Genomic DNA, 20830 nt, shown 5'->3' on the forward strand with positions numbered 1-20830 from the left:
ACTGAGTTGTCACGTCGCCTGTTCACCTCCGAGTCGGTCACAGAAGGCCACCCGGACAAGATCGCCGACCAGATCAGTGACGCGATTCTCGACGCCATGCTCAAGGACGACCCCAAGAGCAGGGTCGCCGTCGAGACGCTGATCACTACCGGCCAGGTCCACGTCGCAGGCGAGGTGACGACCGAGACCTACGTCGACATCGCCGGCGTCATCCGCGAGAAGATCCTTGAGATCGGCTACGACGCCTCCCACAAGGGGTTCGACGGCGCCTCCTGCGGCGTGTCGGCCTCCATCGGCGCGCAGTCGCCCGACATCGCCCAGGGCGTCGACGACGCCTACGAGCACCGCGTCGACGGTGACATCGACGAGCTTGACCGTCAGGGCGCGGGCGACCAGGGCCTGATGTTCGGCTACGCCTGCCGCGAGACGCCCGAGCTGATGCCGCTGCCGATCACGCTGGCGCACCGGCTGGCCCGCCGCCTGTCCGAGGTGCGCAAGTCGGGCCTGGTGCCCTACCTGCGTCCCGACGGCAAGACCCAGGTCACCATCGAGTACGACGGTGACCAGCCCGTCCGCCTCGACACGGTCGTCGTCTCCACGCAGCACGCCGCGGAGATCGACCTCAAGGAGATGCTGACCCCCGACATCAAGGAGCACGTGGTCGACCACGTGCTCGCCGGGCTCGACATCGACACCGACGGCTACCGCCTGCTGGTCAACCCGACGGGCCGCTTCGAGATCGGCGGCCCCATGGGCGACGCCGGCCTCACCGGACGCAAGATCATCGTCGACACCTACGGCGGCATGGCCCGCCACGGTGGCGGCGCCTTCTCCGGCAAGGACCCGTCCAAGGTCGACCGCTCGGCCGCCTACGCGATGCGCTGGGTCGCCAAGAACATCGTCGCCGCCGGTCTGGCCGACCGCGCCGAGGTCCAGGTCGCCTACGCCATCGGCAAGGCGCACCCTGTCGGCGTGTTCGTCGAGACCTTCGGCACCGAGAAGGTCACCGTGGAGAAGATCCAGGAGGCCGTGACCCAGGTGTTCGACCTGCGTCCCGCCGCGATCATCCGCGACCTCGACCTGCTGCGCCCGATCTACTCCGAGACCGCCGCCTACGGCCACTTCGGCCGTGAGGGCTTCTCGTGGGAGTCGACCGACCGCGCCGAGGCGCTGCGCACCGCCGCCGGTCTCTGACCCCTTCGCGTCCACGACGATGCCGCACTCCTGTGGAGTGCGGCATTGTCGCGTTCGGCGGGAGGAATCGCGGTGATCTCTATAGCGTGGCTTCCAGGCGGTCTCCAGCCAGCCGGGGAGGCCGCCCGTAGGTGAGATCGCGTATAGGCAGCTCGCCGGATGGGCAAGATCTTTGACCGTGAGCCTTTTACTCGTCGACGGCACGGGTGTGCCGTCGTCACGCCGAGCGGGGACGGGTCCGTGACGTTCAGGCCCGCCCTGCCACAGGAGACCACCACCCTCGTCGGACGCAGGGCGGAGGTCGGGGCCGTACGGCGCGCCCTGCAGCGCGGCAGGCTCGTCACGCTGACGGGCGTCGCGGGCGTGGGCAAGACCAGGGTGGCGATCAGGGCGGCCAGACTGACGCGCAGGGCCTTCGCCGACGGCGTCGTCTTCGTCAGCCTGTCGGGCCTCACCTCGGCCGAGAGCCTTGAGCACGCGCTCGCCCAGGCGATGGGGATCCACGAGCTGCTCTCGCACAGCGGGGTGCGCCTGCTGGCGGGCCACCTGCGGCCGCGCAGGACACTGCTGGTGCTCGACGGCTGCGAGCACCTGCCGGAGGAGGTGTCCGCGCTGGCCCAGGCGCTGCTGGCGGCGGCGCCAGGGCTGCACATGCTGCTCACCAGCAGGCAGGTGCTGCGCGCGCCGGGCGAGCACACCGTGGAGGTGCGCCCGATGAGCGTGCCCTGCGCGGGCGCCTCGCTGGCGGAGGTGGCGGCCACCGAGTCGTACGCGCTGCTCGTCGAGCGGACGGCCGATCCCTCCTTCAGGCTGACCGAGCAGAACACGGCGCTGGTCTCGGGGCTGTGCCGCAGGCTGGAGGGCGTCCCGCTGGCCATCGAGCTGGCCGCGGTGCGGGCGCGGGCCATGCCGCTGGAGGAGATCCTGCGCACGATGGGAGGGCAGCCCGGCGGCTCGGTCATGGAGGCGGCCGTCGGCTGGAGCCACGATCTGTGCGGACCCGAGGAGCGGCTGCTGTGGCGGCGGCTCGCCGTCTTCGCCGGGCCCTTCGACCTCGCGGCGGCGGAGGCGGTGTGCTCGGGCGAGGGGCTGGCCGAGGAGGAGGTCTACCCCGCGCTCGCCGCGCTGGTCGACAGGTCGGTCGTCATCACCGAGCGGGACGAGGGCCGCGTCGCCTACAGGATGCTCGGCGGTGTCAGGCAGTTCGCGCTGGCCAGGATGTCGGCCGGCGAGCTCGGGGAGCTGCGGCGCCGGCACAGGGAGCACTACCTGGCCATGGCCGTCAGGCTCGGGTGCGAGCAGAACTCCGTCAGCCGTCTGGCGACCTGGAGCACGGCCCGCGGGGAGTGGCCCAACTTCCGCGCGGCGATCGAGTCGTACGCCGCCGCCGAAGGACAGGTGGACAACTGCGCGCGGATGCTGGTGGGGCTGTGGTTCCTCTGGCTGTACGCGGGGATGTCGAGGGAGGGCAGGAGCTATCTCGAACGCTTCCTGGCCACCAGCGGCATCGAGGGTTTCCTCCGGCTCGCGGCCCTGATGACGCTCACCCACATCAGGGTCGGGCAGGGCGACCTCGAAGCCGCGCGGCTCAGCCTGGTCGAGGCCGACGACCTGGTCGCCGCCCTCGAGGGAGCCGACGAGCCATGGGAGCACCCCGGCAGCCGTTACCTGGAGATCGTGCGAGGGATGTACCACTTCGTGATGGGCGAGCTCGACACGGCGGAGCAGGGGCTGAGACGGGCGCTGAAGACCATGACGGGCAGCCGCAGCGTCGCCGCGGCCGAGGGGATCGTCACCCTCGGGCTGGTCCACGTGGCGCAGCTGCGCTTCGACGAGGCCGTGGACGTGCTGCGCAGGGCCCGCCGGCTCTGCGCCGAGCAGCGCGAGGACGTCATCGGCGCCTGGGCCGACCTCATCCTGGCGCTCGCGCTGCGTGGCAGGGGCGAGTACGCCGAGGCCATGCGCCTGGCCACCTCCGCGGTGCGCGCCCACGCGCGCATGCGCACCAACCACGCCACCGCCTTCGCCGTCGAGGTGGTGGGCTGGCTGGCCACCGACCTCGACGAGCACACCCGCGCCGCCATGCTGCTGAGCGCCACAGGCGGCCTGTGGAAGATCGAGGTGAGCGCCTTCTTCGGCTCGCGCCAGCTGGCCAGGGAGCACTCGGCCTGTGAGGAGCGGCTGCGCGCCGCGCTCGGACCGCACTACGACAGGGCGGCGGCCGCGGGGAAGGCCATGTCGGCGGCGGAGGTGGTCGCGTGCGCCCTGACGCTGTGCCACGGCTCCTCCCGGCAGGAGAAGGGCCATGGGCAGGCGCTGCTCACGCCGCGGGAGACCGACGTGGCCAGGCTGGTGGCCGACGGGCTGACCAACCGCGCCATCTCCCAGCGCCTGGTGATCGCCACCAGGACCGTCGACACCCACGTGGAGAACATCCTCAAGAAGCTCGGCTTCGCAGGGCGCAGCCAGATCGCCGCCTGGGTGATCAAGGAGCGCGGGCGGTCATGAGCCCGAACATCGTGATGGGAATAGGCACTTCTCCCGATGTTGCCAAGCGTGATGCCCTGAATACTCGTCGTGTCCGTACCTCGGGGCCGCGGGGGCGGTTCGCGTCGATCGCGAACCAGGACGTTCGCGAGACGGACGGCCCGGCGGGCGGCTACGGGGGTGCCGGCCTGCCGGGCCCCAGGGTTCGCCGAAGGAGTGACCGAGATGACCACAGCGGGGAAGGGGAACCTGCCTGTCGAGTACACCAGCCTCGCAGGGCGGGCGGAGGAGATCGCCGAGGGGTTGCTCGGCCTGTCTGACTCGCGGCTGCTCACCGTGACAGGGCCTGGCGGGGTCGGCAAGACCAGGGTGGCGACCAGGATCGCCCACGGGGCGCGCAGGCGCTTTCCCGACGGGGTGTGGTACGCCGAGCTCTCCCACGTGGCCGACGAGCGCTCCTTGGTCGCCGCGGTGGCGGCGACCATGGGCAGGCCGGAGCTGACGACGGCGGAGGAGGTGGCCGACGCCTTCGCGGGATGGCGGGCCCTGCTGGTCCTCGACACCTGCGAGCACCTGATGGGCCCGGTGTCGAGGCTGGTCGAGGCGGTGCTGCGGGGGACGGGCAGGACGAAGGTGCTGGCCGTCAGCCGCCTGCTGTTGACCGTGCCGGGCCAGCGGGTCCTGACCGTCGGCCCGCTGCCGGAACACGAGGCGCTCGCGCTGTTCGTCGAACGGGCACGCGCCGTCGACCAGGGGTTCGAGCTGACCGAGGCCACCCGCCCCTTCGCAGAGGAGATCTGCAGAAGCCTGGAGGGGGTGCCCCTGGCCATCGAGCTGGCCGCCGGCTGCCTGCGCTCGCTGCCGCTGGCCGAACTGCTGGAGCGGATGGACGACCGCTGGCCCGATCTGGCGGGCTCCAGCACGAACGTCCTGGCCCGCCAGCGCGACCTGCGCTCGCTGGTGGAGTGGAGCCACGTCCTGTGCGGCGCGGAGCAGCGGGTGCTGTGGGAGGCGCTGTCGGTGCTCAGCGGGAGCTTCCCCCTGGAGGTCGCCGAGGCGGCGGGCGCGGCGGCAGGCCTGCCGGAGGCGGACGTCGCCGCCGTGCTGTGCGACCTGGTCGACCACTCGGTCGTGCTGAGGGAGCCCACGGCCGACGGCATGCGCTACCGGCTGCTCGGCCTCTACCGGCGCGTGGGCCTGGCCCGCCTCGACAGCAGGGAGCGAGCCCCCCTCGACTGGACGCCTCCTCCGCCGCCACCCCCGCGGACGGCTCCCGCGCCGCGCGCGGCCCCGCTCAGCCCGAGGGAGGCGCAGGTCGCCACCCTCATCGCCGAGGGGCTGACCAATCTGCAGATCGCCAACAGGCTCGTGATCTCCAAGCGCACGGTGGACGCCCATGTTCGCAACATCCTCGCCAAGAGCAACCTGGCCTCCCGCACCCACGTGGCCGCCTGGGTGATCACCGAGGGCACCTCGGTGCGGCTCTAGGCACTTCTCCCGATGCGGCGCCCGCCGACGCTGTCCATGCTGGTGATGCCGGCGGGCGGCCGAGCGGTCCGCGGCGGCAATCCCTGCGTCGCCCGGCAGGCGGAAGCGCTTGCCGTGCGTCCCGCCGCTCGAGGCCGCCCGCTGGTCCACCGTGGAGGGAAGAGCTCCACACCTGACGGAGGTCCACGTCAGCGGGCCGCGCGACATGGCCGGCATCACCACGCACCGGCTGCCCGTCAGAGAACGTGCCCGGCGGCTCTGGCCTGACCGGCCGGTGCCCGGCATCTGGTAGACGTAGTCTGTGACCGACTCCGACGATGCCCTGCTGCCACTGGAGGCCGTAAGGCCCGCGGAGAAGGCCAAGACCCTCGGCGCCCCCGTGGCCGCCGCCGACCTGCCGGTGGCCAGGGTCGTCGTCGACAACCCCCTCCCGCACCTCGACAGGCCCTTCGACTATCTGGTGCCCGAGCGGATGGACGCGGAGGCGCGTCCTGGCGTGCGGGTGAGGGTCCGCTTCGCAGGCAAGCTCGTCGACGGCTTCCTGCTGGAGCGGGTGGCGGGCAGCGACCACGGCGGCAGGCTGGCGGCGCTGGAGCGGGTGGTCTCGCCCGAGCCCGTGCTCACCCCCGAGATCGCGGGGCTGACCCGCGCGGTCGCCGACCGCTACGCGGGGACCATGGCCGACGTCCTGCGGCTGGCGGTGCCCCCCAGGCACGCCCGCGCCGAGTCGGACAAGAGCGCCCTCGCCCAGACGGAGCCCGCCCAGACGGAGCCCGCCCAGACCGAGCCCGGCAGTACCGAGCCCGGCAGTACCGAGCCCGGCAGTACGGAGCAGGGCGGCGCGGAGCGGGGCGGCGCGGAGGCGGACGAGGGCCGGCCAGGGCGGACCGGCGAGGACTCAGGCGCGTGGAAGGCCTACCCCATGGGGCCCTCCTTCCTCGAGGCGCTGAGAGACGGCAGGCACCCGAGAGCCGTGTGGAGCGCGCTGCCGGGCAACACCGGCTGGGCGGTCCCCGTCGCCGAGGCCGTGCGCGCGACGCTCGAGGGCGGCAGGGCGGCGGTGGTCGTCGTGCCGGACGGCAAGGACGTCGTCATGGTGGACGAGGCGCTGACCGGGGCGCTGGGCGAGGGCAGGCATGTGGCCATCACGGCCGACCTCGGGCCCGCCGAGCGCTACCGCAGGTGGCTGCGGGCGCTGCGCGGTCAGGTGCGGGCGGTCGTGGGCACGAGGGCGGCGATGTTCGCCCCCGTCGAGAAGCTGGGCCTGGTCGTCATCTGGGACGACGGCGACGATCTGCACGCCGAACGCCTCTCCCCCTACCCGCACGCCAGGGAGGTGCTGGCCCTGCGCGCGCACAGGGCGGGCGCGGGCATGCTGATCGGCGGCTACTCCCGTACGGCCGAGGCCACGCAGCTGCTGGCCTCCGGCTGGGCGGGCCCGATCGTGGCCGACAGGGCGACCGTCAGAGCCGTCGCGCCGAGGGTGAAACCCGCGGGAGAGGACGGCGAGCTCGCCAAGGACCAGGCGGCCCGCGCCGCCCGGCTGCCCAGTGTGGCCTGGCGGGCGCTGAGGCTGGGCCTGGAGGACGGGCCGGTGCTCGTGCAGGTCCCGCGCCGCGGCTACCTGCCTTCGCTCGCCTGCCGTACGTGCAGGGCTCCGGCGCGGTGCGCGCACCCGCCGACACGCGCGACGCTCACCGAGCAGGTGCTGTGTCACGGGCCGCTGGCGCTGAGGGGCGGGCACGCCGCCCCCTACTGCCGGTGGTGCGGGCGCATCGCGGGCGACTGGCGCTGCCCGTCCTGCGGCGACGGAAGGATCCGCGCCTCCGTGGTGGGCGCCCGCCGTACGGCGGAGGAACTGGGGCGCGCCTTCCCTTCGGTGCCCGTGAAGACCTCGGGCCGCGACGGCGTGCTGGCCACGGTCGGGGAGGGGCGGGCGCTGGTGGTGGCCACGCCCGGCGCCGAGCCTGTCGCGGCGGGAGGCTACACGGCGGCGGTGCTGCTCGACGGGTGGGCGATGCTGGGCAGGGCCGATCTGAGGGCGGGGGAGGAGGCGGTGCGCCGCTGGATGAACGCCGCCGCCCTACTCAGGCCCTCGGCCGAGCTGGTGGTGCTGGCCGACGCCGCGATGCCCGCCGTCCAGGCGCTGCTGCGCTGGGACCCGATCACGCACGCCGAGCGCGAGCTGGCCGACAGGAGGGAGCTGGGCTTCCCTCCCGCGGTGCGGATGGCGACGCTGACCGGCTCGCCCTCGGCCGTCAGGGAGATGCTCGGGGAGGTCAGGCTGCCCTCGGAGGCGCAGGTGCTCGGGCCCGTCCCCGTGGAGACGAGAAGGAGCGACGGCGAGCAGGAACGTGCCATGATCCGCGTGCCCAGGTCGGTGGGGCCGGAGTTGGCTCTGGCGCTGAAAGGGGCCACGGGGGTGCGTGCGGCGCGTAAGGCGCAGGATGTCGTGAGGGTAAGTGTTGACCCTCTCGACCTGATATAGCCCCTTTCCCCGATTCGCGCGGGCGTAAGTACTCCGTTAGCGTCACCCTGTGTCGATCGAATGGGTGAACCGAGCCATCGACGATCTGCGCGCCTGGGGGCGGGCGCACGAAGTCGACGTGGACGCGGACGAGGTCCGGCTGCTCTGCGACTACGCCAGTGACTACCTGAACGTGACCGAGCTCGGCGAGTTCACCCCTGCCACCTTCGAAGAGCTGCTCCTGTCGATCTATCCCCGCAAGGTCATCGCGCCACCCGAGAGCGCGTCCGAGACCGTCGCGGCCGCACGCACGCTGGTCGACTTCCTCCTCGACCTGGGTGAGATCTCCGAGGAGCGGGCCGCGCTGATGCGCGGCGCGCTCACCGAGATCGAACCGGAGATGGCCACCGCGCTGGCCGACCCGGCCAACTTCGGCATGGCCAAGAGCCTGTTCAGCTCGATCGGGCCCGAGTCGCTCGAGCAGTCGATCGCCATTCCGGCGGGCGAGGTGCCCGACCTGGGGGAGGCGCCGTGCGACTGCCCCGCCTGCGCGCCGCTGCCGGCCGTACGGCTGGCGCCCGAGCACGAGCTGGAGGCGGCGCTCGAGGCCGTCCCCGTCCTCGGCGAGGCGAGCGCGCTGCGCGAGTGGCTGGCCGAGCGCGGCTCCACGCCCACCGCCAGGGGACGCCTGCGCGTCAAGGACGCGGCGGCCGCGCCGCTGCCGACCCCGAGCCTGCTGTGGGACCTCGGCCGCCTGCGCGAGCGGGGCGCGCCCATGGACGCGTGGGCCTCGATGGTCGAGTTCCTCGTCGAGAAGGACACCGCCGGTCAGGTCACCGGCTGCGCCGAGCTCGACGAGGAGCTCTACGACCTGTTCGACATGCTCTACCGCCTGCAGTCGCCCGTTCCCGTGACCGTGGTCGGCGAGTACCTCGACGAGCTGCTCGAGTACGAGCGGCCCGACGTCGACGCCGCGCTCGGCCGCCTGGCCCACTGCGGCCTGGTGTCGCGCTCGGGCGACACCGTCACGCTGACCCCGCTGGCCTGCTACGGCCTGCGCCGCCTCTACCTCGGTCACGGCCTGGAGGCTCCGGAAGCCGAGGACCTGGCCGCCGCCGACGCCATGGGCCTGATCGAAGGGCTGCTGTCGGGCATGCCGACGGAGCTGGCCGAGGAGGACATCCAGCGCTGGCTGGAGCGCAGGAGCGCCGCCGAGGCAGCCGCCGAACTGCTGTCGGCGGCGGGCGGCGCGCCCGCCGTGGCGCGCGGCATCGCGGTCACCATCGTCGACAGACTCGACTCGGCCGCCGAGAGCGCGGTACGCGCCTGCCTGGACGACCAGGAGCTGCGCCCGCACGCCATCCACTGGCTGACCTCCCGTGGCCTGCCTGCGCCTCCCCTGACGCAGGAGGAGCTGCTCTGGGTGAGCGTCGACATGCTCGCCCTCGCGATGCCCGCGGCCGAGGAGGACCCGGAGATCTTCGCCGAGAACATCGCCGCCTCGGGACCGCCCGCCTACCTGATCGAGGAGATGTGGCGGGTCGACCACCCCGACGTGGTCGACGTCCTCGAACTTCTCGGCAGATCCATCCCCGACGGCACCCTGGCGAAGGCCGCCAGGAAAGCCGCGTTCAAGGCACGCTCCCGCGCGATCGGTACGTCCCTGTGACGCGTGTGCAGTAAGTTTCGTGGGTGGCAAACAACGTCTTCGACCTCACCGAGCTGCGTAAGCCTCCTCCGCTCGAGGACAAGCACGTCGAAGGCCTGGTCTTCCCGCCGGTCGCGCTCGCGCCCGACGCCGACCTGGCCAGGGCGGTGCCACGGGTGCCGCTGGTCGCCGACGCCATGCGTCTGACCGCGTGGACGGGCACCCGTCCGGTCACCGAGCACGGCCTGCTGCGCGCGGCTGACGCCGAGGCCGCCGTCGCCGAGCTCGGCCTGGCGCCCTCGCGCCTGCGCCTGCTGTGGATCGTCGCGGTCAACACGGGGCTGCTGCAGATCATGAGGGGCACGGCCGGCCGCGGCCCGCTCTCGTCGCAGCTGCCGGTCGAGGCGACGCTGGAGTTCTGGGACGGCGTGGTGATGGACGTCCTCGACAGGGCCGACGCCAACGCCGAGGAGCCTGGCCTGACCGGGTCGAAGGTGATCGACGAGCACCTGGCCGAGACGCTGGCCACCATCTACTCCGTCCGCACGGGCGTGGCCGCCGCCACCCTGGCCAAGGGCATCCTGCACTCCCACGAGGTGGCCTGCGCCCCCGGCGTGGTGGAGCTGCGCCGCCTGGCCGCCGTGCTGCCCGCCGAGCTCTACGAGGCGCTGGCGGTGCTCGAGTACTGCGGCCTGGTCGAGCAGACCGCCACGGGCCACTTCAGGCTCACCCCGCTCGGTGTCTGGGCGGTCAGGCGCGACCTGCTGCGCGAGGGACACGACGCGCCGACGGCCGCCGAGGTCGAGGTCTACTCCGACTACGCCGCCGGCGAGCTGGTCGAGGCGATGATCACGGGTGCGGTCACGCCCAGCGTGGTCGCCTACTGGTTGGAGCGCCGTTCACCCGAGTCGGCCGCCCACGAGCTGGTCCAGGTCGCCGCCTCGGGCACCGCGGGGCAGCGCGGCGCGGTCGGCACCATCCTGGAGGAGCTGGGCCCCGAGGCCGAGCTGCCCGTCCGCAAGGCGCTCGACGAGCCGCTCATGTGGCGCTACGCCGCCTCCTGGCTGCACATCCGCGACCTGCCCGCACCGCCGCTCAGCCCCGACGACCACACCTGGATCGCGATCGACTCGCTGGCCGCGCTGCTCTATTTCGCCGACGCGCCGGGCGCGATGGGCTCCTTCGACGTCCTGGAGGCAGGCGAGGAGCTGGTGCGCCTGGTCGGCGAGATGGCCTCCGTCGACCACCCCGACACCATCGCCGTCCTCGACCTGCTCGCCAACCACCACGGGGACCAGGCGGTGGCCAAGGCCGCCAGGAAGGCCGCGATGAAGGCCCGTTCGCTGGAGGCCCAGCTCACGGGGAACGCGCCCGACTAGCCGCGTGAACCAAGCGCGTCGTTTCCCATCAGTAGACTGGGTTGATCCCATCTACGCGAACGGAGTACCCCTTGTCCATTCAGTCGATCCGGCTGTTCGGTGACCCGGTGCTGCGCACCCCGGCGGCCCCCGTCGTCGACTTCGACAAGGAGCTGCGCAAGCTGGTCAAGGACCTCACCGACACGATGATGGACGCGCCGGGCGCCGGCCTCGCGGCCCCGCAGATCGGTGTCGGCCTGCGCGTGTTCACCTACTACGTCGACGACCAGCTCGGGCACCTGATCAACCCCGACCTCGACCTGTCGGCCGACCTCGACGAGGAGGGCGAGGAGGGCTGCCTGTCCTTCCCCGGCCTGTCCTTCCCGACGCCGCGCGCGATCAGGGCGGTCGCCAAGGGCTTCAACATGCACGGCGAGCCGGTCGTGCTCGAGGGTACCGACCTGATGGCCAGGTGCTTCCAGCACGAGACCGACCACCTCGACGGCATCCTGTTCATCGACAGGATGGATTCCAAGCAGCGCAAGCTGGCGATGAAGGCCATCCGCGAGGCCGAGTGGAGCGGGTTGTCCGCCCCCACGGTGAAGTTCTCACCCCACGCCACGGGCGGGAGGGCCCTCTGACGATGCGCCTGGTCTTCGCCGGCACTCCCGAGACCGCGCTGCCCTCGCTGCGCGCGCTGATCGACTCGCCGCGCCACGAGGTGGTGGCCGTGCTCACCCGTCCCGACGCCCGCGCGGGCAGGGGACGCTCCCTGCAGCCCAGCCCGGTCGCCGAGCTGGCGAGGGAGGCCGGCATCGAGGTGCTGCGTCCCGCCAAGGTGGGCGACCCCGACTTCCTCGCCCAGCTGGCCGCGCTTGAGCCCGACTGCTGCCCCGTGGTCGCCTACGGGGCCCTGCTGCCGCAGGTCGCGCTCGACATCCCCCGCCACGGGTGGATCAACCTGCACTTCTCCCTGCTGCCCGCCTGGCGCGGAGCCGCTCCTGTGCAGCACGCCGTGCTCCACGGCGACGAGATCACCGGCGCGGCCACCTTCCAGATCGTGAAGGAGCTCGACGCGGGGCCCGTCTACGGCGTGGTCACTGAGGAGATCAAGGCCACCGACACCAGCGGCGAGCTGCTTGCACGCCTGGCGATCTCGGGCGCGGGGCTGCTGGCGGCCACGCTCGACGGCGTCGAGGACGGCACGCTGGAGGCCCGTCCCCAGCCGCTCGAAGGGGTGTCCGTCGCGCCCAAGCTCACCGTCGAGGACGCCCAGGTCGACTGGAGCGCGCCCGCCATGCGGGTGGACAGGCTCGTGCGAGCCTGCACGCCCAACCCGGGGCCGTGGACGACCTTCCGCGACCAGCGGATGAAGCTCGGTCCCGTACGGCAGGTCGCGTCGGCCGGGCGGCTGGCCCCTGGCGAGCTCTCGGTGGAGAAGAACACCGTGCTGGTCGGCACCGGCACCCACCCGGTGGAGCTGGGCGAGGTGCAGCCGCAGGGCAAGCGGCTGATGACCGCGGGGGAGTGGGCGCGCGGCGTGCGCGTCACGGCTGAGGATCGGCTGGTCTGATGGCGGATCGTGGATCACAGGGCCGCGGCTCCGCGGGCTCTTCGGGCTCCTCGGGCGGTTCTTCCGGCTCCTCAGGGGGCCGCGGGCCTTCGGGCGGCCGCGGTTCCTCCGGAGGGCGCGGTTCCTCCGGAGGGCGCGGATCTTCCGGAGGGCGCGGTTCCTCGGGAGGGCAGGGCTCGCCTGGAGGGCAGGGCTCTGCGGGAGGGCGCGGCGGCCCTGGAGGGCGCGGTCGTGGGCCGCGACCGCCGAAGCCGACGCGCGACGAGGCGCGCAACGCCGCCTACGACCTGCTGAGGGCCGTCGACGAGCGCGACGCCTACGCCAACCTGCTCATGCCCCGCCTGCTGCGCGAGCGCGGCCTCGCCGGCCGCGACGCCGCGCTGGCGACCGAGCTGGCCTACGGCACGCTGCGTGGCCTGGGCACCTACGACTCGATCATCGACATGTGCGGCGACCGCGAGCCCGATCCCGCCGTGCTCGACGCGCTGCGCCTGGGCGCCCACCAACTGCTCAAGATGCGCGTTCCGCCGCACGCGGCCGTCGGCACCACCGTCGACCTGGTACGGCTGCGCATCGGCACCGGCGCCTCCCGCTTCGCCAACGCGGTCCTGCGCAAGATCGCCTCCAGGTCGCTGGAGGAGTGGATCCCGATCGTCGCGCCCTCGGAGGACACCGACCCCGTCGGCCATCTCGCGGTCGCCTACAGCCATCCCCGCTGGATCGTCAGCGCCTTCCGCGACGCGCTCGGCGGCGACCCCAAGGAGACCTCCGAGCTGCTGGCGGCCGACAACGCCAGGCCCGTGGTCACGCTGGTGGTCAGGCCGGGGCGCAGCTCGATGGAGGAGCTCGAGGACTCGGGGGCCGAGCCAGGACGCTACTCGCCCTACGCCGCCTACCTTTCCGAGGGCGACCCCGGCCGGGTCCTCGCGGTGGCCGAGACCCGCGCCGCCGTTCAGGACGAGGCCAGCCAGCTCGTCGCCCTCGCGCTCACCAGGGTTCCCGTGGAGGGGCCCGACGAGCTGTGGCTGGACATGTGCGCGGGGCCGGGCGGCAAGGCGGGCCTGCTCGACGCCATCGCGACCCACGGCGACCTGGCGGGGCTCGACGCCCGCGATCCCGCCGCCTTCCCCGGGGGCGCGAGGCTGCTGGCCGCCGACGCGCAGTACCACAGGGCGAGGCTGGTCTGGCAGACCACCAGGCAGGCCGCGGTCGTCACCGCGGACGGCACCGAGCCGCCGTGGCGTCCTGGCGTCTTCGACAGGGTCATGCTCGACGCTCCCTGCACCGGGCTCGGCGCACTGCGCCGCCGTCCGGAGGCCAGGTGGCGGCGTGACCCCGCGAGCGTGGCCGAACTCGGCGCGCTGCAGCGCCGTCTGCTGGCCGCCGCCCTCGACGCGCTGCGGCCCGGCGGCGTCGTGGCCTACGTGACCTGCTCGCCGCATCTGGCCGAGACCCAGGTCGTGGTCGCCGACGCGCTGAAGCGCAGGAACGACGCCGAACAGCTCGACGCCCGCGCCTTCCTGCCCGAGGTCGAGGGGCTCGGCGAGGGGCCCCACGCGCAGTTCTGGCCCCACCGTCACGGCACCGACGCCATGTTCATCGCGCTGCTGCGCAAGACGGCCACGCCCTCCTGACCCTGCCGAGGGCGTGCGTCCGCACCTCACGCAGGGCCGATGGGGAGAGCGGAAGGCCGGATGCGCGGCCGCTGGGGAGTGGGGGCTCCCGGGTGTGAGGCCGCTGGGGCGAGCCGGGATGCCGGGGGTGGCCGGGTGTGGGCAGCGGCGCGGTGGCCGGTGGTGGAGAGCCGGAAGGTGTTCACTAAACTCTGGGCATCATGGCCGTTCAGATCTCGCCCAGCATCCTGTCCGCCGACTTCGCCAGGCTCGCCGACGAGGCCGCCCGCGTGCCGAACGCCGACTGGCTGCACGTGGATGTCATGGACAACCACTTCGTGCCCAACCTCACCATCGGCCTTCCGGTCGTCGAGGCCCTCCTCAAGGTCACCTCGACGCCGATCGACTGCCACCTGATGATCGAGGACCCCGACCGGTGGGCCCCCGCCTACGCCGAGGTGGGAGCCGGCAGCGTCACCATCCACGCCGAGGCCGCCAAGGCCCCCGTGCGCACGCTGCGCCAGATCCGCGCGGCGGGGGCGCGCTCAGGGTTCGCGCTGAACCCCGCGACGGCGGTCGAGCAGTACGAGGACCTGCTGCCCGAGATCGACATGCTGCTGCTGATGACCGTGGAGCCCGGTTTCGGGGGGCAGAAGTTCCTCGACGTGGTCCTGCCGAAGATCAGGCGGGCGCGGGAGCTGATCGCCAGGTACGGGGGCGAGGTGTGGCTCCAGGTCGACGGCGGGGTGGCGGCCGACACCATCGAGCGCTGCGCCGAGGCGGGCGCCGACGTGTTCGTCGCGGGCAGCGCGGTCTACGGCGCCGCCGACCCCTCGGCCGCCATCGACCACCTCCGCGAACTCGCCACCACCTGACGCCTCTCCCACCGCGAACGGCCCCCACCACCCCGCCGCGGCCCACCGCCCGACGCCGCGACGGGCCCTGCGTGGCGGCGGGGCCGTGCGTCGCGTCGGGGCGGAGGTCGCCGGATGCGGCGTTGGGGTGGCGCGCCGGAGTCCTGCTGGAGATCGCGTGATGGACGGGCGGTCAGCGGTGACCGCGGTGGGCGTGGCGGAGCTTGCCGTACGGAATCAGCGGGAACGGGCGGCGGGAACGTCCGGATCAGCGGGCACGGGCGGGATCCACTGGTGGGATCAGGGAAGCGGGAAGTGGCACGCGGTCAGGTGGCCCTCGCGGTTGCCCTGCAGCCGCGTCAGCGGCGGCGTGGTCAGCGCGCACTTCTCCTGCGCCCGCCAGCACCTGGTCCTGAAGCGGCAGCCCGACGGCGGGTCGATCGGCGACGGCACGTCGCCGGTGAGCCTGATCCGCTCCCTGCCGCCCCCGTCCACCGCCACCTCGGGCACCGCCGACAGCAGCGCGTGCGTGTAAGGGTGCCGGGGGCTTTCGTAGAGCGAGGTCCTGTCGCCGATCTCCACGATCCTGCCCAGGTACATCACCGCCACCCGCTGCGAGAAGTGCCGCACCACGGCCAGGTCGTGCGCGATGAACAGGAAGGCGATCCCCAGCTCCCGCTGCAGCCGCCCCAGCAGGTTGACCACCTGGGCCTGGATCGAGACGTCGAGCGCGGAGACGGGCTCGTCGGCGACGATCAGCCTGGGCTCCAGCGCCAGCGCCCTCGCGATGCCGATCCGCTGCCGCTGGCCGCCGGAGAACTCGTGCGGGAAGCGGTTGACGTGCTCGGGGTTGAGCCCGACGATCTCCAGGAGCTCGCGCACCCTGGCCTCGCGCCCGCCCTTCGGGTTGAGCCCGTTGATGTCCATCGGGCCCCTGATGATCGCGCCGACCGTGTGACGGGGGTTCAGCGACGAGTACGGGTCCTGGAAGATCATCTGGATCTCCGGCCTGATCGGTCTCAGCGACCTGCGGCTCGCGTGGCTGATGTCGCGGCCGTCGTAGAGGACGCGTCCCGCGGTGGGCTCGAGCAGGCGGGCGGCCAGGCGTCCCGTCGTGGACTTGCCGCACCCCGACTCGCCGACCAGGCCGAGCGTCTGCCCCGCGTGGACGGTCAGGTCGACGCCGTCCACCGCGTGCACCCTGCCGATCTGACGCCTGATCGGGAAGCCGCCCCTGACGGGGAAGTGCTTCTCCAGCCCCGACAGCTCCAGCAGCGTCATGGGGCCACCTCCCGCTTCTGCTTCATGGTCAGGTAACAGGCGTCGCCGTGCCCGCGCGGCGGGGAGAGCTCGGGCCGCTCGCCCGTGCACACCCGGGGCCCGGGTAGTTCCACGAAGTCGCAGCGCGGGTGGAACGGGCAGCCGTTCGGCACGTTGACGAGGCTGGGAGGGGCGCCGCGCACAGGCCGCAGCTCCTCGGTGACGGGGCGGCGCAGCGTCGGCATCGAGCCGAGCAGCCCCCACGTGTACGGATGGCGGGGCTCGCGCAGCACCTCACGCACGGTGCCGCGCTCGACGGCCCTGCCCGCGTACATGACCAGCACGTCGTGGGCGGCGGCGGCGACCACGCCCAGGTCGTGGGTGATGAGGATGATCGCGGTGCCGCTCTGCTCCTGCAGTTCCCTCAGCAGGTCGAGGATCTGCGCCTGCACGGTCACGTCCAGCGCGGTGGTCGGTTCGTCGGCGATCAGCAGGCCCGGGTCGCACACCAGCGCCATCGCGATCGTGGCGCGCTGCCGCATGCCGCCGGAGAACTGGTGCGGGTAGTCCTCGGCCCGCGCCTTCGGCTGCGGGATGCCGACCCTGTCCAGCATCTGGATCGCCCGCTCCCATGCGGCCGACCTGGACGTGCCCCTGTGCCTGCGGTAGACCTCCGCGATCTGCGCCCCCACCGTGTGGTACGGCGACAGCGAGGTCAGCGGGTCCTGGAAAATCATGGCGATCCTGTCGCCGCGCAGCCGCTCCATCGCCGTGCGGGGCGCGCCGAGCAGTTCCTGTCCCTCGAACAGGACGCTGCCAGAGATGGTGGAGGTGCGGGGGTCGTGCAGGCCGAGCACCGCCAGGCTGGTCACCGACTTGCCCGAGCCGGACTCGCCCACGACACCGAGCGTGCTGCCGCGCTCGACCTCGAACGACAGCTCGTCCACGGCGTGGACGACGCCGTCCTCGGTCGTGAAGTCGACGGTCAGATCGTTGACGTGAAGGAACACTAGGTCAGCCTCACCCTGGGGTCGATGACGGCGTAGAGGGCGTCGACCACGGCGTTCATGACCACGATCGCGCCCGCGGCGACCAGGACGGTCGCCATCAGCGTGGGCAGGTCGGAGTAGGTGACGGCGCGGACCGACAGGCGGCCGATGCCCTGCAGGCCGAACGTGGTCTCCGTGATGATCGCGCCGCCGATGAGGGTGCCGAGGTCCACGCCGAAGATCGTGACGATCGGGATCAGCGTGCCGCGCAGCGCGAAGCGCAGGATGACCGTACGGGCGGGCATGCCCTTGGCGCGGGCCGTGCGGACGTAGTCCTCACTCAGGTTCTCCACCATCGTGGAGCGCGTCATCCTGGTGTAGTTGGCGGTGAAGATGATCGCCAGCACCACCCAGGGCAGCAGCAGCCCCGTCGCCCAGCCGAGCGGGTTCTCCGTGAGCGGCACGTACGAGGGGCTGGGCAGCAGCTTGCCCTGGTAGACCAGGAAGTACAGGGCGAGGGTGCCGACGAAGTAGATCTGCACCGACGCCCCGACGAGCGAGGCCACGCTCGCGACCTTGTCCAGCGGACGGCCCTGGCGCAGCGCGGCGAGGATGCCGGTGGCGACGCCGAAGGTCAGGAAGATCACCGCGGCGCCGATCGTGAGCGAGAGCGTCACGGGCAGCCTGTCCATGATCGTCTCGAAGACCGGGGCGCGGTTGACGAAGGAGTATCCGAGGCAGGGCGCGGGGCAGTAGCCGAGGCCCGGGTAGTCGCGGCCCGCGAAGATCCCCGTCAACCACGCCACGAACTGGGCCATCACCGGCTGGTCGAGGCCGAGGTTGCGCCTGACGAGGGCGAGCAGCTCGGGCGGGCAGACCTTGCCGCAGGCCAGCAGGGCGGGGTCCGACGGCAGCGCGAAGAACAGGAAGAACGTCACCGCCGAGATGATCACCAGCGTGATCGCGGTGGCGATGGTACGGCGGACGGCGAAACGGAGCACGTGATCTCCCGCGGCGGAGGGGCCCCGGACGGCGACCGCCCGGGGCCGGGGTCGCTATGGCTTCACGAAGATGGTGTTGGGGGAGACGATCCACTGCTGGGGGTCGATCTCCGCCCCGCCCACCTTGGAGCCGTGCAGCATGGTCGCGATGCGGTTCTCCGCCACGACCAGCGGGGTGATGGTCTCCTGGATCTTCCTGTCGAGGCGCATCCAGGCCGCGTTCTGCGCGTCGAAGTCGGGCATCTCGGCGATCTTCTTCATCTCGGCCTTGAGCGCGGGGTCGTTCAGGTGCGAGTAGTTGGGGGCGCCGTCGGCGACGGGGCCGAAGATGACCGGCAGGACCGTCGAGCCTGAGGCCCAGTCGGCGCCCCACCCGCCCCAGTAGAGGTCGAAGGCGTTGTCCACCAGGCCGATGGAGTCGTAGTAGGTCTTGCGGTCCATGGGCTTGGTGACGACCGTGATCCCCGCCTTCTCGAGCGCGTTCTTGATCGCGACGGTGACACGTTCCTGCACGGGCGTCTGGTTGTAGGCGTAGACGATGGTCGGCGTCGGGTCGCTCGACTCGGCCAGCAGCCGCTTGGCCTTCTCGACGTCCCCGTCGGGCTTGGCGGCCTTGGCGAACAGGTCGTAGGACTCGTAGCCGATCGTGGTGTTCTCGTTCAGGATGGTCGTCGGCAGCGCGGCGGCCTGGGGCCCGCCCATGATCTGCTGGATCTGCCTGCCGGGCCAGGCGTGGTTGACGGCCTGGCGGATCTTGACGTCCTTCACCCTGTCGAGGTTGAAGTAGTAGTAGTTGCCGTAGGGCGAGGGGCTGATCATGCGCCTGGGCGCCAGGCTCTGGTCGCTGAGCACCTGCTGCAGCCGCTCGGGCGGGGTGAGGGCGTAGAAGGTGAACGCCTGCTGGTCGGCGCCCGCGTCGGCGACGAGCCTGTCGGTGATCTGCAGCGCCTCCTGGCCGAACTCCAGCTTCCACCCGTCGGGGTAGGCGCCGCGGATCGGGTCGGTGGCCGCGTCCCACTGCGGGTTGCGCTCCAGTTCGTACGACTTGTCCACCACGTGCGACTTGATGATGTACGGCCCGCTGGAGACCGGCTGCTTGTCGTACTGCTCCTTGGTGTCCTTGGCCTTGGGCACGATGTTGTAGCCGGCCATCGCGAACGCGTAGTTGGCGTCGGCGTGCGGCGCCTTGAACCTGAAGACGACGGTCTTGTCGTCGGGGGTCTCGATGGCGTCGAGCTCCTTGCCGCCGTAGGGCCCCTCGTAGGCCGCCCTGTGGTCCTCCTGCGTCAGCCACTGCTGGATGTAGGTGGGTCCCTGGGTGATGAAGGGGGCGAACATCCGCTCGATCGTCCACTTGACGTCCGCCGAGGTGATCGGCGTGCCGTCCTGCCACTTCACCCCGTCCTTCAGGGTGAAGGTCCACGTTCTGCCGCCGTCGGAGGCCGTTCCCGCGTCGGTGGCCAGGTCGCCGACGAGCTTGTAGTCGCCCTTGGCGACCCGCTTGTAGCCGGTCAGCCCGCGATGCAGGAGCAGCGCGAAGTTGGCCTCGGTGTTGACGTAGATCTGGGCGGGGTCCAGGTGGGAGAAGTCGTCCCTGTCGATCATCGTGACGGTGCCGCCCTTGACGGCGCCGTCGGGCTCGATGGCTGGACCCCTGCTGTCCTCGGCGGTGCCCACCGAGATCTTCGGCGGGCTGTACGAGGCGGCGGCCGAGGGCGTCGCCTGCGGGCTCGTGCCCTGCGGGGGAGCGCCCTGGTTGGCGGGCGCGCAGGCGCCGGTGAGCGCCAGGGCCGCGGCGGCGAGTACGGCGATGACCGTGCGGACGGACGGCATGACTCTCCTATCGTTTGATCTTCGGGTCGAAGGCGTCCCTGACGGAGTCGCCGAGCAGGTTGAACGCGATGACGAAGACCAGCAGGGCGACGCCGGGGAAGACGAGGTAGGTGATGTCGTTCTGGTAGACCTCGGTGCCGCGCAGGAACATCCGCCCCCAGTCGGGGATCGGCTCGATCATGCCGACGCCGAGGAAGGACAGCGCCGCCTCCGCCGTCACCAGGGCGGGCAGCAGCAGCGTCGACTGGATGAGGATCGGGGTCCAGAGGTTCGGCAGCAGCTCCCTGAACACGACCCTGGCGGGGGAGGCGCCGGTCACCCTGGCGGCCTCGACGAACTCGCGCTCCCTCAGCGTCAGCACCTGGCCGCGCAGCAGCCTGGCCAGCCCGGCCCAGCCGAAGGCGCTCAGCACGATCACCAGCGTGACCGCGCGCAGCCACACGGGCGTCTGCTCGTCGGGCCTGACGAACAGGTTCTCCACCACGGGCATGAACGCGATCGTGAACAGCACCGCGGGGAAGGACAGCACGATGTCGATCACCCGGCTGATCAGCGAGTCGACCCGCCCTCCCGCGTAGCCGGCCACGATGCCGAGCACCACGCCGAGCAGGGAGGTGAGCACCGTGGCCACGGCCGCGATCAGCAGGGAGGTCCTGATGCCGTAGACGAGCTGGGTGAACACGTCGCGGCCGAGGCCCGGCTCGATGCCGAACCAGAATTGCGCGCTCACCCCTCCGTTGGCCCCCACGGGATAGCCGAAGTCGTTCAGCAGCCCCGGATTCTCCTGGCCGTAGAGCGTGTAGGGATCTTTTCCGTAGACCATGGAAATGACCGGCGCGAGAATGGCGACGAGGAAGAAGAACAGCACGATCACGGCGGCCCCGATCCCGGCCCGGTCGCGCTTGAAGCGCAGCCACATGAGCTGGCCGGGCGAGCGCCCGACGGCTTCGGGCAGCGGGGTCACGGCGGTCGCGTCCAGCGTGGAGGTCGGGATCGTCATGGGGCTGCTCCCGTGTCTGTCGTGCCTTGCGAGCACGTTCGCAGCCGCGGGACCGTCAATTCAAT

General features: G+C 72.0%; 15 protein-coding genes. 10 read left to right on the forward strand and 5 right to left on the reverse strand.

Features of this window, described 5'->3' with window-relative positions; translation table 11 throughout:
* Positions 1 to 6 precede the first annotated feature (6 nt).
* From metK to rpe, 10 genes are all read left to right on the forward strand, one after another.
* A complete protein-coding gene (metK, locus tag ABFX55_RS12850) occupies positions 7 to 1194 on the forward strand; it encodes a methionine adenosyltransferase (protein WP_346120710.1) in 1188 nt (395 codons plus the stop codon).
* Positions 1195 to 1434: 240 nt separating this feature from the next.
* Positions 1435 to 3702 carry an ATP-binding protein gene (locus tag ABFX55_RS12855; protein WP_346120712.1) on the forward strand — a complete coding sequence of 756 codons (2268 nt, stop codon included), beginning with the start codon at positions 1435 to 1437 and terminating at the stop codon, positions 3700 to 3702.
* 204 nt (positions 3703 to 3906) lie between these two features.
* Entirely contained in the window at positions 3907 to 5169 is a 1263-nt protein-coding gene (locus ABFX55_RS12860; protein WP_346120714.1) for an ATP-binding protein, read from the forward strand.
* 301 nt (positions 5170 to 5470) lie between these two features.
* Positions 5471 to 7657, forward strand: coding sequence for a primosomal protein N' (locus ABFX55_RS12865; protein ID WP_346120715.1), 2187 nt, complete (start codon positions 5471 to 5473; stop codon positions 7655 to 7657).
* A gap of 49 nt (positions 7658 to 7706) precedes the next feature.
* Positions 7707 to 9305 (forward strand): hypothetical protein, encoded by a 1599-nt coding sequence (locus ABFX55_RS12870; protein WP_346120717.1) that lies wholly within the window; start codon positions 7707 to 7709, stop codon positions 9303 to 9305.
* A 23-nt stretch (positions 9306 to 9328) separates the two neighbouring features.
* Positions 9329 to 10663, forward strand: a complete 1335-nt coding sequence (locus tag ABFX55_RS12875; protein ID WP_346120719.1) for a hypothetical protein — start codon at positions 9329 to 9331, stop codon at positions 10661 to 10663.
* A gap of 71 nt (positions 10664 to 10734) precedes the next feature.
* Positions 10735 to 11283: a peptide deformylase gene (gene def, locus ABFX55_RS12880; protein WP_346120721.1), complete on the forward strand. Its 549-nt coding sequence runs from the start codon at positions 10735 to 10737 to the stop codon at positions 11281 to 11283.
* A gap of 2 nt (positions 11284 to 11285) precedes the next feature.
* Entirely contained in the window at positions 11286 to 12215 is a 930-nt protein-coding gene (gene fmt / locus ABFX55_RS12885; protein WP_346120723.1) for a methionyl-tRNA formyltransferase, read from the forward strand.
* Positions 12215 to 13849 carry an RsmB/NOP family class I SAM-dependent RNA methyltransferase gene (locus ABFX55_RS12890; protein WP_346120725.1) on the forward strand — a complete coding sequence of 545 codons (1635 nt, stop codon included), beginning with the start codon at positions 12215 to 12217 and terminating at the stop codon, positions 13847 to 13849. Before fmt ends, ABFX55_RS12890 begins: the two co-directional genes overlap by 1 nt.
* A gap of 200 nt (positions 13850 to 14049) precedes the next feature.
* Positions 14050 to 14703 (forward strand): ribulose-phosphate 3-epimerase, encoded by a 654-nt coding sequence (gene rpe, locus ABFX55_RS12895; protein ID WP_346120727.1) that lies wholly within the window; start codon positions 14050 to 14052, stop codon positions 14701 to 14703.
* 279 nt (positions 14704 to 14982) lie between these two features.
* Here rpe and ABFX55_RS12900 read toward each other — a convergent pair whose 3' ends face one another.
* From ABFX55_RS12900 to ABFX55_RS12920, 5 genes are read right to left on the reverse strand one after another with little or no spacing between them, the layout of a single operon-like run.
* The gene (locus tag ABFX55_RS12900) at positions 14983 to 15963 is read right to left on the reverse strand and encodes an ABC transporter ATP-binding protein (RefSeq protein ID WP_346120729.1); all 981 of its coding nucleotides are present in this window, start codon (positions 15961 to 15963) and stop codon (positions 14983 to 14985) included.
* Positions 15960 to 16952, reverse strand: coding sequence for an ABC transporter ATP-binding protein (locus ABFX55_RS12905; protein WP_346120731.1), 993 nt, complete (start codon positions 16950 to 16952; stop codon positions 15960 to 15962). The genes ABFX55_RS12900 and ABFX55_RS12905 overlap by 4 nt, the downstream gene beginning before the upstream one ends.
* Positions 16952 to 17932, reverse strand: a complete 981-nt coding sequence (locus tag ABFX55_RS12910) for an ABC transporter permease (RefSeq protein ID WP_346120733.1) — start codon at positions 17930 to 17932, stop codon at positions 16952 to 16954. Before ABFX55_RS12910 ends, ABFX55_RS12905 begins: the two co-directional genes overlap by 1 nt.
* Before the next feature lie 54 nt (positions 17933 to 17986).
* Positions 17987 to 19765: an ABC transporter substrate-binding protein gene (locus ABFX55_RS12915; protein ID WP_346120735.1), complete on the reverse strand. Its 1779-nt coding sequence runs from the start codon at positions 19763 to 19765 to the stop codon at positions 17987 to 17989.
* Positions 19766 to 19772: 7 nt separating this feature from the next.
* Positions 19773 to 20765 carry an ABC transporter permease gene (locus tag ABFX55_RS12920; RefSeq protein WP_346120737.1) on the reverse strand — a complete coding sequence of 331 codons (993 nt, stop codon included), beginning with the start codon at positions 20763 to 20765 and terminating at the stop codon, positions 19773 to 19775.
* Between the last annotated feature and the right edge of the window lie 65 nt (positions 20766 to 20830).

This window comes from Nonomuraea roseola (assembly GCF_039535395.1).
Taxonomy (GTDB): Bacteria; Actinomycetota; Actinomycetes; order Streptosporangiales; family Streptosporangiaceae; genus Nonomuraea; species Nonomuraea roseola.